We start from the raw sequence: 14,137 nt of genomic DNA, 5'->3' as shown, positions 1-14,137 counted from the left end.
GTTATTTCAAAAAAAATCTTAAAAGTTTCTTAAAAAAATTATATATTTACGGCTTAATTATAAAAATTAACATGAAAAGGATATTTCTTTTATTATTGTCTGCGTCGGTAGCATCGGTATCTTGTTCAGGTGGTGGCAGCTCTTCTGTAGGGAAGCCAGGAACAAAAGGAGAATTGATACCAAGAGAAAAAACTAAATCATTTGTTGCGGAAAGACCATACGGAATGGTTGCAATTCCTGCAGGTTCATTTGTTGCTGGTTTAGCAGACCAGGATCCAACAAATACTCCTGAAAAAGCAGCATTGAAGACAGTTACTGTTTCTTCTTTCTTCATGGATGAAGCAGAAACTACCAATTCGGAGTACAGAGTATTTATCAATTATGTAAGAGACTCTATCGCGAGAACTTTACTTGCTGAAGCTGCCGGAGAAGGTGGTGATGAAGGCGGACGTAAAGGAGCAGCAATAGGAGATTATGCATATCTTGCTAAAAAAGAAGAAAATTTAACACCTTATCAAGAATATATGGAAGGCCAGGGTGGCCGGGAAGACGGAAGCTATGATGCCAGTAAAAGATTAGATTGGAAAATTCCTTTACACTGGAGCACATCAAAATATCCGGATGTAGAATACGCAGAAGTTTTGGAATCTATGTATCTGCCTTCTTCTTCAAGAATCGGAAACGAAAGAATTTTAGATGTAAGCAAGCTGAAATATACTTACCGTTGGGGAGATATGGACGCTGCAGTTGCAGATAACGAAAGAGGAGCTAACTACCTGAAAAGTGAAAGTATCGCGATCTATCCTGATACTACAGTTTGGGTAAAAGATTTCCACTTTGCTTACAATGAGCCATTGTTTGAACAGTATTTCTGGCACAAGGCTTACAAAGACTATCCTGTTGTTGGGGTTACCTGGGACCAGGCAAGGGCTTATTGTAACTTCAGATCTAAATTGAAAACAGATTACAACGAAAGTTTAAAAAGAAAAAAACAAAGACCATTAGAGTTCCGTCTTCCAACAGAAACTGAATGGGAATATGCTGCAAGAGGTGGTATGCAAAATGCTACTTACCCTTGGGGTGGTCCATATTTAATGGACGACAGAGGTTGCTATCTGGCTAACTTTAAGCCGAAAAGAGGTAACTATATGGAAGACGAGAAAAAAGGTACTTATACATATACAGCTCCAGTTAAGAAATTTAAGAAAAATGGGTTTGGGTTATTTGATATGGCTGGAAACGTTTCTGAATGGACACTATCTTCATTTAACAATTCTTCTTCAGGATTCTCTTCTACATTAAATCCTTCTACTAAAGATAAAAAGGATACGAAGAAATCTGTAAGAGGTGGTTCTTGGAAAGATATAGGTTATGCACTAATGACAGGTGCTAGAGATTGGGAAAGAAAAGATTCCGCAAGAAGCTATATCGGATTCAGAACTGTACAGGATATTCCTGAAGCAGCTGTTAAACCAAGAAGAGTTAACAGAAATTAATCAGACAATTTTTCAATAACAATTTTATTTAACATTAAAAAAACTAACTCAATATGTTTAAGACTAAAGATGCTTGGATGAATTTCTTTTATTCATTCGGTGCTGCAATTGTAATTCTTGGAGCTTGGCTTAAAATTACTCACATTACCTTGGGACCTATTAACGGTAACATTGCTCTTACCGTTGGACTTATCACTGAGGCGATTATCTTTATCATCTTTGCATTTGACCCTCCAAAAACTGAAGAGTCTTATGCTTGGGAAAATGTTTATCCTGAGTTATTAGATAAACATGCTAATCCAAATCCTTTACACTCTAATGTAACAACTAAAAATACAGGAGCTCAATTTGCTGAATTAGAAAATTCTCTTTCTAACAAATTGGATAAAATGCTTGAAGATGCCAGATTAGACGTTCAATTATTTGAAAGATTAAGAACAGGAATTGATAAATTCTCAAACTCTGTTGATCAGATCAATCAAACTGTAGACGTATCTGCTTCTACTCATAAATATAACGACCAATTAAATAAAGCAGCTCAGCACATGGAAAGCATGAATGCTCTTTATGCAATGCAGCTTGAAAGCGGTAAGAGACAATCTGAATTTGCTAACAAGTATGTTGCAGATATGCAGAAATCTGCAGAGCAATCTGAGAAATTCAACCAAGAGCTACAAGGTTTAACATCTAATCTTAATAACTTAAATAGAGTTTATGGTGGTATGCTAACTGCTATGAAGTCTTAATTCCTAACCATTTCTAAATTTAACTACTTAATCAAAAAACAAAGAAAAGAGAATGGCACAAGGAAAACAGACCCCTCGTCAGAAGATGATCAACCTAATGTATTTGGTGTTCATCGCGATGATGGCCCTAAATATTGATGCAGAAATCATCAGATCATACTATGACTCTACCAGAGCATTGAATGAAACCAGAACTTTAACCGAAAAAAAGAACGAGAAGATTTTTGAAAGAACGTTGGAAGCTAAAGCCCAGCAAGTTCCGGATACCTATGCACAGCCTTGGGCTCAGTACAAAGTATTGAAAACCAAAATTGATGCATTGGTGAAATCTGCTCAGGATATTAAAGATTTGTTGAAAAAACAATCTGAGTTTCACGACAAAGATCCTCAAACAGGAAAAGATATTGATGTAAGTGAAAACTTCGCTGCATTGAACAATAATGAAGCAACTACTGAATATTTCTTCAAAGAAGGAGATGAAAATACTCCATCTAAGAATGCATTAGACCTGAAAGCTAAAATTGATGACGTAAGAAACTACATCAATGCTACCTTCGGAAACAATGCTCAGTTGCAGGATTTAGTCGCAAGAGCTAACAAGTCTCTTATTGCAGAGTATCCGAAAGGAACGTCTCCAAATGAAAAGACTTGGTTCCAGAATAAATTTTATCATCAGCCGCTAATTGCTGCAATATCTAACCTGGAGATTATCCAAAATGATGCCAGAAACGTTCAGTCTGATGCATTGGCATTATTACTTCAGGAAAAAGTAGATGCGAGTATTAAGTTCTCAAGCTACGAGCCTATCGTTTCAGGTCCGATTGATATTCAGGCAGGAAAACAGGCTGAAGTAAAAGTAATGCTGGGTACTTATTCTAACAGCAATAAGATCAGTATTTCCGGAGTAAGTAAAGTAGAAAATGGTAAAGGTTCTATCGCAATTTCAGGTTCTGGAATTGGTGAACATAAATTGGGAGGTACTATTACGTTAACGGATGCTTCTGGTAAACCACAATCTTTCCCTTGGACTCATACTTATAATGTAATTGCAGGACCAAGAGAAGTAAAACTTGAAAAAGGTTTATTACTTGCTGCAGACAAAATGAATGTAATGTACAGAGGGCTTGAGAACCCTGTTTCAGGATCAATCTTAGGTGCTGACAATTCTAAACTTTCATTATCTGCTCCGGGTGCATCTGTAAGAAGTACAGGTCCAGGTAAATGGAGTGTGAAACCAACTTCAGGTAATGTTGTTAAATTAACATTATCAGGAATTGATCCTTATGGAAAATCAGTATCTCAGGTATTTGAATACAGAATTAAGAACGTTCCGCCTCCAAGAGGAGAAATGAGAGGACAGAATGTATTGTCTATGCCGGCAACTTCTATTCCTAACCAGTCTGTTCAGGCAGCAATTCCTGACTTTGATTTCCCTGTTTCATTTACAGTAACTCAGTTTATGGTGAGAGTACCGGGTAGAGCAGCGCTTCTTGTTCATGGTAACTCTCTGGATGAAGCAGCAGGTTTAGTGAAGAATCTGAGAACAGGAGATGTGGTTTCTATCTTTGATATTAAAGCAACAGCTCAAGGTCTTGACGGTCAGATTATTAAAAACATTACTCCTATAATCATTAATGTTCAATAGGACTAAAATTGTAATTTATTATGAAAAAATATATTAGCACCCTTTTAGTATTAGTTTCGGGATTTGCTTTTTCCCAGACTATTCTGAACGCATCTTCTCCGGAAGAGTTCAGACAGATGAGAGCAGAAAACAAACAGAAAGTTGGTGATACTATTGTAGATAAAACAGTAAAACCTCTTGAATATGGTTTTGTTGAAGACAAAGATATCCTTAAGAGTATGTTTGTGTGGGAGATCATTGATATGAATGATAAGATCAACCAACCATTCTACTACGATAATCCGGATGGTCTTCTTGCTACCCCTACAAGATCTCTATACCAACTATTATTGGATGCTGCCTTGAGCGGTAAGATTGAGCAGGTATATGACGATGAAAACTTTACTGTAAAACTTTCTCCGGAAGGAATTCAGAAGAGATTGGAAAAAGTAATCATCAATGATGCTGCTATTGATATCTTAAACTCTGGAAGACAGCTTACAGAAGCAGAAAAGAAACAGTATACTGATGTATTTAAGACGACTACTGATAAAGTAAAAGTTCTTAAAATCATGGGTATGTGGTTTATTGATAAGAGAGACGGACAAATGAAATACAGACCTCTTGGTATTGCTGCAATGGGACCAGATCCTGCAGTGCAGGGAGTTATTGGTCCAGATGGTAAGCCTATTGCAAGTAATGATGAGCTTATTGATCTTTTCTGGATCTACTACCCAAGTGCTCGTGATATCTTAGCAAACAATTTTGTTTTCAATAGAAAAAATTCATCTGCTGACTTATCTTTCGATGATGTTATCAATGCAAGAAGATTCTCTTCTATCATTTATAAATCTTCGGCTGGTTTAGGAGACGGTACTATTAAGGATTATATTCCTAAAAATGCCGATGAACAACTGGAAGAAAGCGATAGAATCAAAGCGCAGATTCTTGAAATGGAAAATGATATGTGGAATTACTAGATTTCACTTGATATTTATAGAAAACCTGAGTATTTTTACTCAGGTTTTTTTATTATGAGAAATGTAGATTATATTATTGTAGGAGACGGATATGCAGGGCTTTTCTTAGCTCATCAGCTGATCAAAAATAACAAGTCTTTTGTGATCTTTACGGAAGGAAGAAAAAGCGCTTCTCAGGTTTCAGCAGGAATTATCAATCCTGTTGTTCTAAAGAAGTTTACCACATTCTGGAAAGCACAGGAGCAAATAGATTTTCTTAAAGACAGTCTTAAAGAAATAGAATCATATACAGGGGAAAACTATCTGATCAATGCTCCCATTCACAGAATTTTCCATGATGAAAATGAACAGAATTTATGGTTGAAAAAATCAGCAAATGAAGAATTATCAAATTTTCTTGATCAGAATTTTGATCGTTTAAATGTAGTAAAAAACGACTTTCTTACCGGAAAGGTGAATCAGTCTGCAAGACTCAACGTTAATGGATTTTTCAGTGGTTTATTTAATTATTTTGAAAAAAATGATCATCTGGTCAAAGAAAAATTCGATTATTCAAAATTGAATCCATCTGAAGGGGTATATAAAGATTTTACTTTCAAAAATATGATCTTCTGTGAAGGGATGGGGGTGAAGGATAATCCGTATTTTTCAGAGATTACAGTAAACCCGAACAAAGGTCACCACATAAAAGTGAAACTTTCTCAACCGATTCCGGAAAACATAACCATTAAAAAGAAACATTTCTTGTTTCCGACGGGAAACGAATTATATTTTTATGGAGGAACTTATGACAGAGAGCAGCTTCACCATCATATTGACGAATCAGCAGTTGCCCAACTGGTGAAAGGACTTTCAGAATTTTACCCTTATGATTTTGAAGTAGAAGAAGTACATTTTGGATTCCGCCCGACCGTAAAAGACAGAAGACCTATCATCGGAAGACATGATACCTTCAGTAATCTTTATGTTTTTAATGGACTTGGAGCCCGTGGGATTCTTAATGGGTGCTATTTTTCAAGAGATCTGTTCCGTTTTATGGAAGAAGATATTCCATTGCATGAAGAAGTTTCGTGGAAGAGATTTCAATAGTGTATCTTAGAATTGGTATTCAAAGTGAAAATTTATGAATGAAAATATATTAGGTTTAGTGGCCGGAGTTCTCACTTCCGTTTCAATGATTCCACAACTTATAAAGGTAATCAGAGAAAAGAATGTAGAAGATATTTCTTTACTCATGCTCCTGGTTCTGATTTCAGGACTCTCTTTATGGGTCTGGTATGGATTTGAAAAGGACGAACTCCCTATTATTATATCAAATGCATTTGCGGTTCTGGTGAATATCAGCCTTTTGATCTGCTACATAAAGTACAACAACAAAAAATAGAAATGTCAATAAAAAAATACACCTCATCATGATGAGGCGTATTTTATTTTTATTTAAGTGAGATTCAATTACTGAAGAACAAATTTAGCTAAAGGAGCCATCCTTGCTTTGTTTAAAGTAAGCGTATTTCCGTTTACAGAATAATTGTCTGCTGCAAGAATTGCTTTGGTAAATTGATTTTCAATATCAAGATCCTCGCAAGCCATCATCGTTGACATTCCCTGATTGAATTTAATTCTCATTACCTCAGGTTTGATCTCAAAAGTTCCTCCCAAACCATTACATCCGGCATGTCCCTGATATCTCATACCATCCATTTCAAGTTTAAAATAAGGATTGTTTTTAGGATTCTTCAGTTCAATCGGCTTCCCGTTAAGTTCTGTAAGTTTCCATGTTTTTCCTGTAATATCAGTAGTTGCTTTTTGAGCATTTTGTGTTTTACATGAAACAACTAAAAATGTTGTGATAACAAGTGCTGATACATAATAATATAAACTTTTCATATTGTTTATTTTTTTAATTTGAATTGCTAATCCCTATGCTAATACGATGCCATTTTTGCAGGACCAGACTCTTTTTTTGCCTGTTTAAGATGAAACAGGACCATATCAACATTCTTTTTCAGGAAAGTGATATTCCCTTTAATATCAGAATATTGATATTCTTCATTGGAGGCAGTATATTCAGGTAAAGCATCACTTTTTTTAAGGTCAAAAGTTTTGCCGTTTAAATGTATTGTTGCTGTATTTTTGGTGTTATTGATGGTAACTTCTATTTTTTCTCCATAGCTGTCAACATACACATTTTTTGAAATGTCATCTGTATTTTCTGGAGTAACAGCAGTAATGATTTCAGCTTCTTTTCCGGGATGTTTACACGCTGTTAGGGAAATAATGGTCAATCCGAAAAGGACTGGTAATAATAATTTTTTCATAGTGATAAGTGATTTTAAAGTGTTTCATGAATTATGATGTTAATGCTATATAAATTTACAAATATTTTTAATAAATATATGTTAATTTTTCATAAACTAACAGAAAGTTAAAGTTTTACATGATTTAACTCACTGTTTTTGGAAACAAAATTCACAAAACGGAAACTAATAATTATTGTCGAAAGTAATGGTAACCTTTGTTAATTCAGGCTTTTTAACGAATTTGTTTTCAGTAGTATAATGTTGATTTTTTTCATTTTTCATTTGTTGTGTTAATTTTCGGCAAAAATAATTCAAAAAGAAAAGAGTAACAATAAGTTAATGTTAATAATTATAATTCATGATAAAGTTTAGGTTTGACTAATGAAATTTTCAAAGTACAGTACTATGCCACCTAAAATGTTCAAAAATGCAACAACTTTAAAATTAAAATTTCCTTAAATGCAAAAAAATGGCTTGATATTTGAGAATTGAAACTTGCACAGATGAGATGTCAGGATTGCTCGAATTACGCTTGAATAAACGAAATATTTAATATTTATCATTTTTTATATTCAGTTATTTTAAAGAAGAGTTAAATTTTGTTAATCCATGATGATAATATCATAATCTGGGTGTACATTTGCAACTTCAAAATGAGAAACTTCGTAGTATATTTTTTAACCGGTCTTTTTCTACTCTTTGTAGTAGAAAGCAGACTTGATGTTAAAACGCTCCGAAACGACTATAACGGTCATGTTTCTCATCATATGCCCAAAAGAGCCAACCGACTGAATCAGACTTTTGAAAAACTCTCCGTTCAGCAGATGGCAGATAATGTAGACAATTCCACTATAGAACTTACCGAAAATGATTTCGAACTGTCTGATGTATGGCAGGCCATTGTTGTTTTTGCAGGAGTTTTCAGTCTTGTCTATATTTTTGGACTAAAAAGCTATAAACTATCAAAACCGGATATTCATGGCTTTGTTCTTGGTTTAGCCAACAAAAGATTTATTCTTATCCGCTCCATTAGAATCTAAAATTTCTCCGTTCCGTTTATTTTCTGCCTGATGACGGGCGGAAATACCTTGCGTTGTGTATGCCGGTAATCATCACACCGTATCCCTTTTATTACCGTTTTTTATTTCTATCAAAACATTAACGATTATATAAACTCTAGAATTATGATAAAAAGAGTTGCTTCGGGAATTGCACTGAGTGCCCTTTTGTTGGCGGTTGGCTGCAATAAGAAAAAAGAAGAAAAAGAAGAAGTTACCGTCTATCCGGTGACGTCCCCTGTGGTCATGGATACCGTAATCAACAAAGAATACGTAGCCCAGATTAAATCTGTAAAAAACATTGAAGTGAGAGCTCAGGAAAAAGGTTTCCTGGAAAAAATCTTTGTAGATGAAGGACAGTACGTACAGGCAGGACAAACATTGTTCCGTATTATGCCTAAATTGTATCAGGCAGAATTATTAAAAGCAAAAGCAGAAGTAGAGCAAGCTTCTATTGAGCTTAAAAACGCAAGTACACTGGCAGGAAACAACATCGTTTCTAAAAATGAAAGAGCGATGGCAAAAGCTAAATTGGACGCTGCCAATGCAGAAATGAAACTGGCTCAGATCCATTTGTCTTTTACTGATATCAAAGCTCCGTTTTCAGGGATTATTAACAGAATTCCACTGAAATTGGGAAGCCTTGTAGATGAAGGCGATTTGTTGACTTCGTTATCAGATAACACAAGTATCTACACCTATTTCAACGTTTCAGAACCTGAATATCTCAGCTATCAGACTCATGCTGCAGACAGAGGAAGCAATCAGGTTTCTTTGATTACAGCCAATGGAGAAATGTATACACAAAAAGGAGAAATCCAGACGATTGAAGGAGAATTCGATAACGAAACAGGAAATATTGCTTTCCGTGCGAAATTCCCTAATCCGGACAAACTTCTGAGAAACGGAGAAACCGGAAAAGTGCAGATGTCAATGCCTGTTCACAATGCATTGATCATTCCACAGAAAGCAACCTATGAAATTCAGGATCAGAAATATGTATTTGTGATTGATAAAAATGGAGTAGCAAAATCCAGAAATATTAAAGTTGCCTATGAACTTCAGGATTTGTATGTGGTAGGATCAGGAATTTCAAAAGGAGATCAGATTCTTCTGGAAGGAGTTCAGAAAGTAAAGGATGATCAAAAGGTGAAAACAAAATTCCAGGATCCTAAGAAAGTTCTTCAATCATTGAAATTAAAAGCAGAGTAGTGGTCTCTAAAATGAAGCAGTATGTTTAAGAAATTCATTCGCAGACCAGTTCTGTCTATAGTAATCTCATTGATTATTGTATTTATGGGAATACTGTCATTGGTAAAACTTCCGGTGACACAGTTCCCATCCATCTCTCCACCTAAAGTAAATATTACCGCAGAATATCCCGGAGCTAACAACGAATTGTTGATTAAATCCGTAGTAATCCCCTTAGAAAGAGGATTAAATGGAGTTCCCGGTATGAAATATATGACTTCGGATGCCGGAAATGACGGGGAAGCTTCCATTCAGATTGTATTTGATCTGGGAACGGATCCCAATGTAGCTGCAGTAAACGTTCAGAACCGTGTATCTTCAGTAGTTAATAAGCTTCCGCCTTTGGTAGTGCGTGAAGGGGTAAAGATCACACGTGAAGAACCCAACATGTTGATGTATATTAACCTGTACAGTGATGATCCTAAAGCTGATCAGAAATTCCTTTTCAATTATGCAGATATCAATGTAATGTCTGAATTGAGAAGGGTAAGTGGTGTAGGTTTTGCCGATATCCTGGGAACCCGTGAATATGCAATGCGTATCTGGCTTAAGCCGGACAGGTTAACAGCTTATAATATTTCAGCAGATGAAGTAATGGAATCTCTGAATGAGCAGAGTTTGGAAGCTTCCCCTGGGAAAACAGGTGAAAGTTCAGGAAAACGCTCTCAGTCTTTCGAGTACGTATTAAAATATCCTGGTCGTTTCAATAATGAAAAAGATTACGGAAACATTATTTTAAAAGCAAAACCGAACGGAGAATCTGTAAGACTGAAAGATGTTGCCGATATTGAGTTTGGAAGTTCCATGTATGATATTTATTCCACATTGAACGGAAAACCTTCAGCTGCGATCACCGTAAAACAATCCTATGGATCCAATGCAAGTGACGTTATCAAAAATGTGAAAGCATTGATGAAAGATCTTGAAAAAAATAATTTCCCTAAGGGAATGCATTATGACATCAGTTATGACGTTTCAAGATTCCTGGACGCATCCATGGAAAAAGTAATTCACACTCTATTTGAAGCTTTCGTTTTGGTTGCTATCGTGGTATTCTTATTCCTTGGAGACTGGCGTTCAACCTTGATTCCGGCATTAGCCGTTCCGGTTTCATTGGTAGGAACATTTGCAGTGATGTCAGCCTTTGGAATTACCCTGAATATGATTTCCCTCTTTGCTTTAGTAATGGCGATCGGGGTTGTGGTAGATGACGCGATTGTAGTTATTGAAGCCGTTCACGCCAAGATGGAAGAGAAACATCTTTCTCCATTGAAGGCTACCGAGGAAGCAATGCATGAGATCAGTGGGGCAATTATCGCAATTACACTGGTAATGGCATCGGTGTTCATTCCGATTGCATTTATGTCCGGACCGGTTGGGGTATTCTACCGTCAGTTCTCTATTACAATGGCCTCATCCATTATTTTATCAGGGGTAGTGGCACTTACGCTGACACCAGCATTATGTGCTCTGATCTTAAGAAATAATCATGGAAAAGCGAAGAAGAAAACTCCCATTACTATTTTCCTTGATAAATTCAACAACCTGTTCACGAAAGGAGCTGGCAGATATGAGAAGCTACTGAATAAAACAGTGACGAAAAAGACAATAACATTGCCGTTACTATTAGCATTCTGTGCCTGTACATTCTTCCTGAGTAACTCTTTACCATCAGGATTTATCCCGGCTGAAGATCAGGGGATGATCTATGCCATTATTCAGACACCTCCGGGATCTACATTGGAAAGAACAAACCAGATTGCCAGAGAACTTTTAAGAGAATCTGAAGACATTGATGGAGTACAATCCGTTTCTTCTCTCGCGGGTTATGAGATTTTAACGGAAGGTACCGGGTCAAACTCAGGAACCTGTCTGATCAACCTTAAAAGTTGGGAAGAACGTAAAGAATCCGCCGCTGAAATCATTGAAAAACTTGAGGAAAAAGCGAAAAATATTCCAGGTGCCAATATTGAATTCTTCCAGCCGCCATCCGTTCCGGGATATGGAGCAGCAGGAGGTTTCGAACTTCGTTTACTGGATAAAGCGGGAAGTGGAGATTATCATAAAATGGAGCAGGTAAGTAATGACTTTGTGAAGGAGCTTAAGAAACGTCCGGAACTTGGATCAGCATTTACTTTCTATTCTGCGAGTTTCCCGCAATATATGCTTAAGATTGATAATGATCTTGCAGAACAAAAAGGAGTGACCATTGAAAAAGCAATGGATAACCTATCTACATTGATTGGTTCCAACTATGAAACGAGTTTCATCCGTTTTGACAGACCCTATAAGGTAATTGTTCAGGCGGGACCTCAATACCGTGCCTTACCAACTGACCTGCTGAAACTGTATGTTAAAAATGATAAAGATCAGATGGTTCCCTACTCAGACTTTATGAGATTGGAAAAAGTATACGGATTATCAGAGATTACCAGACATAATATGTATAACTCTGCAGAGGTGAGCGGAACTCCGGCACCTGGATATAGTAGTGGACAGGCGATCAAAGCCATTCAGGAAGTTGCGGATAAAACACTTCCAAGAGGTTTTGGTATAGACTGGGCGGGTATTTCCAAAGATGAAGTAAGCCGTGGTAATGAAGCCGTATTTATCTTCCTGGTATGTTTAGGATTTGTTTACCTGATTCTTTCTGCACAGTATGAAAGTTTCATCCTCCCGTTACCGGTTATTTTATCCCTTCCGGTAGGTATTTTTGGAGCATTTTTATGCTTAAAATTATTAGGATTGGAAAACAATATCTATGCACAGGTGGCCATGGTCATGCTTATCGGACTTCTGGGTAAAAATGCCGTGTTGATTGTAGAATTTGCCGTTCAGAAAAAGGCAGAAGAAGGAATCCCCGTAGCCAAAGCGGCTATTGAAGGAGCGGCTATCCGTTTCCGTCCGATTTTGATGACATCATTTGCATTTATTGCCGGATTGATTCCATTGGTGATTGCAACAGGACCGGGAGCAGTTGGTAACAGAACCATTGGTACTGCAGCAGCAGGAGGAATGTTAATCGGGACTATTTTCGGATTGATGATTATCCCCGGACTGTATTATATCTTCGGAACCATTGCTGATAAGTCACGATTGGCGAGATATGAAGAAGAGAATCCTTTAACAGAACAAACTGAACCTTATGAACATGATGGAAAATTCGAAGACTAAAAATATAATCACAGCCATTGCCTTATCACTTGTACTCGCAAGTTGTAAGGCGCCGATGGCGACTGTTATAAAAGATGAGGTAAAAGAAAATATTCCTCAGAACTTTAATCAGGAAGAACAGCAGGATGCTAACAACAATAGCGGAACAACTCCGTGGAGACAGTTCTTTACAGATCCTAACCTTGTAACGCTGATTGAAACGGCTTTAAAAAATAATCAGGAGCTTCTGATCACACTTCAGGAGATTGAAATTGCTAAAAGTGGTGTTTTAGCTAAAAAAGGAAGATTGACTCCAACGGTTTCTGCAGGAATAGGAGCGGGATTGAAAAAATCCGGCCGTTATACGAGTGAAGGAGCAGGGGATGCTACTACAGAAATAGAACCCGGAAAAGAAATGCCGGATCCACTGGGAAATTTTGAAGCAGGATTAAATGCAAGCTGGGAAATTGACATCTGGAAAAAACTCAGAACGGAGAAAGAATCTGCAGTAGCTCATTACCTTTCTACAGTGGAAGGGAAAAACTTTGTTTTGTCGAATCTTATTGAAGAAGTTGCGGATAATTATTATGAGTTATTAGCACTTGATAATCAATTGGATATTATACAGCAGTATATCAAGCTTCAGCAGAGAGCATTGGAAATTTCCAAAATTCAGAAAGAAGCCGCTGCAGCAACGGAGCTTGCTGTGAAGAAATTTGAGGCAGAGTTGGCGAAATCCAAAGCTTCAGAATATACAATCCGTCAGCAGATCACAGAGAAGGAAAACGAAATTAATGCTTTACTGGGAAGATATCCACAGCCGATTGTGAGAACAAAGGAAAACTTTATGTCTACCATTCCTCCCACAGTGTATACCGGAATCCCATCTCAGTTATTAGCCAACCGTCCTGATATCAAGCAGGCAGAGCTGGAATTGAAAGCATCAAAACTGGATGTGGAAGCTGCAAGAAAAGAATTTTATCCTTCTTTGGAAATTTCTGCAACCTTAGGACTGGAAGCTTTCAAACCATCCTATCTTGTTAAATTACCAGAATCAATAGCTTACAATCTTGTGGGTGAGCTGGCTGGACCACTCATTAATAAGAGTGCGATAAAAGCTAATTTTCAGACGGCAGATGCAAAACAGGTTCAGGCATTATACGAATATGATAAAACCATTTTGAATGCTTATCTGGACGTTGCCAATTTAATGTCAAAGGTTAAAAATATTGACCAGTATTATCAGTTGAAGTCTCAGGAAACCAAAGCCCTGGATCAGTCTATTGATATTGCTAATCAGTTGTTCCGTAATTCAAGAGCAGATTATCTTGAAGTTCTTTTGAATCAGAGAGATGCATTGGATGCTAAAATGGAGCTTATCGAAGCAAAACAGAAACAGCTCAGTACTGTAGTCGACATCTATAAAAGTTTAGGTGGAGGCTGGAAATAAAACATCATAATTCTATCAATAAACAGTTAATGTTTTTTGGAAGGGTCAATTCTTTTGAGTTGGCCCTTTTTATTTTTAA

General features: G+C 36.8%; 12 protein-coding genes. 10 read left to right on the top strand and 2 right to left on the bottom strand.

What is annotated here, in order from left to right:
• Nucleotides 1–71 precede the first annotated feature (71 nt).
• From gldK to KBP46_RS10335, 6 genes are read left to right on the top strand one after another with little or no spacing between them, the layout of a single operon-like run.
• On the top strand, nucleotides 72–1,496 hold the full coding sequence (gene gldK, locus KBP46_RS10360) for a gliding motility lipoprotein GldK (protein WP_062675472.1): 1,425 nt from the start codon (nucleotides 72–74) through the stop codon (nucleotides 1,494–1,496).
• A 53-nt stretch (nucleotides 1,497–1,549) separates the two neighbouring features.
• Complete coding sequence (gene gldL, locus KBP46_RS10355) at nucleotides 1,550–2,242, top strand: gliding motility protein GldL (RefSeq protein ID WP_062675471.1); 693 nt, start codon at nucleotides 1,550–1,552, stop codon at nucleotides 2,240–2,242.
• A gap of 52 nt (nucleotides 2,243–2,294) precedes the next feature.
• On the top strand, nucleotides 2,295–3,887 hold the full coding sequence (locus KBP46_RS10350) for a GldM family protein (RefSeq protein WP_062675470.1): 1,593 nt from the start codon (nucleotides 2,295–2,297) through the stop codon (nucleotides 3,885–3,887).
• 20 nt (nucleotides 3,888–3,907) lie between these two features.
• Nucleotides 3,908–4,846: a gliding motility protein GldN gene (gene gldN, locus KBP46_RS10345; protein ID WP_062675469.1), complete on the top strand. Its 939-nt coding sequence runs from the start codon at nucleotides 3,908–3,910 to the stop codon at nucleotides 4,844–4,846.
• A gap of 54 nt (nucleotides 4,847–4,900) precedes the next feature.
• The gene (locus tag KBP46_RS10340; protein ID WP_216445321.1) at nucleotides 4,901–5,935 is read left to right on the top strand and encodes an FAD-binding oxidoreductase; all 1,035 of its coding nucleotides are present in this window, start codon (nucleotides 4,901–4,903) and stop codon (nucleotides 5,933–5,935) included.
• 34 nt (nucleotides 5,936–5,969) lie between these two features.
• Nucleotides 5,970–6,230 (top strand): SemiSWEET transporter, encoded by a 261-nt coding sequence (locus KBP46_RS10335; protein ID WP_062675467.1) that lies wholly within the window; start codon nucleotides 5,970–5,972, stop codon nucleotides 6,228–6,230.
• 68 nt (nucleotides 6,231–6,298) lie between these two features.
• On the opposite strand, the gene KBP46_RS10330 is transcribed toward KBP46_RS10335, so the two are convergent.
• Nucleotides 6,299–6,733 carry an META domain-containing protein gene (locus KBP46_RS10330; protein ID WP_216445320.1) on the bottom strand — a complete coding sequence of 145 codons (435 nt, stop codon included), beginning with the start codon at nucleotides 6,731–6,733 and terminating at the stop codon, nucleotides 6,299–6,301.
• Between the two features lie 38 nt (nucleotides 6,734–6,771).
• On the bottom strand, nucleotides 6,772–7,164 hold the full coding sequence (locus KBP46_RS10325; RefSeq protein ID WP_062675465.1) for a multicopper oxidase domain-containing protein: 393 nt from the start codon (nucleotides 7,162–7,164) through the stop codon (nucleotides 6,772–6,774).
• 635 nt (nucleotides 7,165–7,799) lie between these two features.
• Between KBP46_RS10325 and KBP46_RS10320 the strand changes: the two genes are divergently transcribed.
• The 4 genes from KBP46_RS10320 to KBP46_RS10305 all read left to right on the top strand — a co-directional run bounded on the left by KBP46_RS10320 (nucleotide 7,800) and on the right by KBP46_RS10305 (nucleotide 14,058).
• Nucleotides 7,800–8,186 carry a hypothetical protein gene (locus tag KBP46_RS10320; RefSeq protein ID WP_216445319.1) on the top strand — a complete coding sequence of 129 codons (387 nt, stop codon included), beginning with the start codon at nucleotides 7,800–7,802 and terminating at the stop codon, nucleotides 8,184–8,186.
• A 144-nt stretch (nucleotides 8,187–8,330) separates the two neighbouring features.
• Nucleotides 8,331–9,416 carry an efflux RND transporter periplasmic adaptor subunit gene (locus KBP46_RS10315; RefSeq protein ID WP_216445318.1) on the top strand — a complete coding sequence of 362 codons (1,086 nt, stop codon included), beginning with the start codon at nucleotides 8,331–8,333 and terminating at the stop codon, nucleotides 9,414–9,416.
• 21 nt (nucleotides 9,417–9,437) lie between these two features.
• Nucleotides 9,438–12,629 (top strand): efflux RND transporter permease subunit, encoded by a 3,192-nt coding sequence (locus KBP46_RS10310; RefSeq protein ID WP_062675463.1) that lies wholly within the window; start codon nucleotides 9,438–9,440, stop codon nucleotides 12,627–12,629.
• Entirely contained in the window at nucleotides 12,601–14,058 is a 1,458-nt protein-coding gene (locus tag KBP46_RS10305) for a TolC family protein (protein ID WP_123278890.1), read from the top strand. Before KBP46_RS10310 ends, KBP46_RS10305 begins: the two co-directional genes overlap by 29 nt.
• The last annotated feature ends 79 nt before the right edge of the window (nucleotides 14,059–14,137 follow it).

Source organism: Chryseobacterium sp. PCH239 (genome assembly GCF_018924625.1).
GTDB classification, from domain to species: domain Bacteria; phylum Bacteroidota; class Bacteroidia; order Flavobacteriales; family Weeksellaceae; genus Chryseobacterium; species Chryseobacterium cucumeris.
Note: the sequence above shows the minus strand (reverse complement) of the source record. Positions and strands in the feature narration are given on the sequence as shown.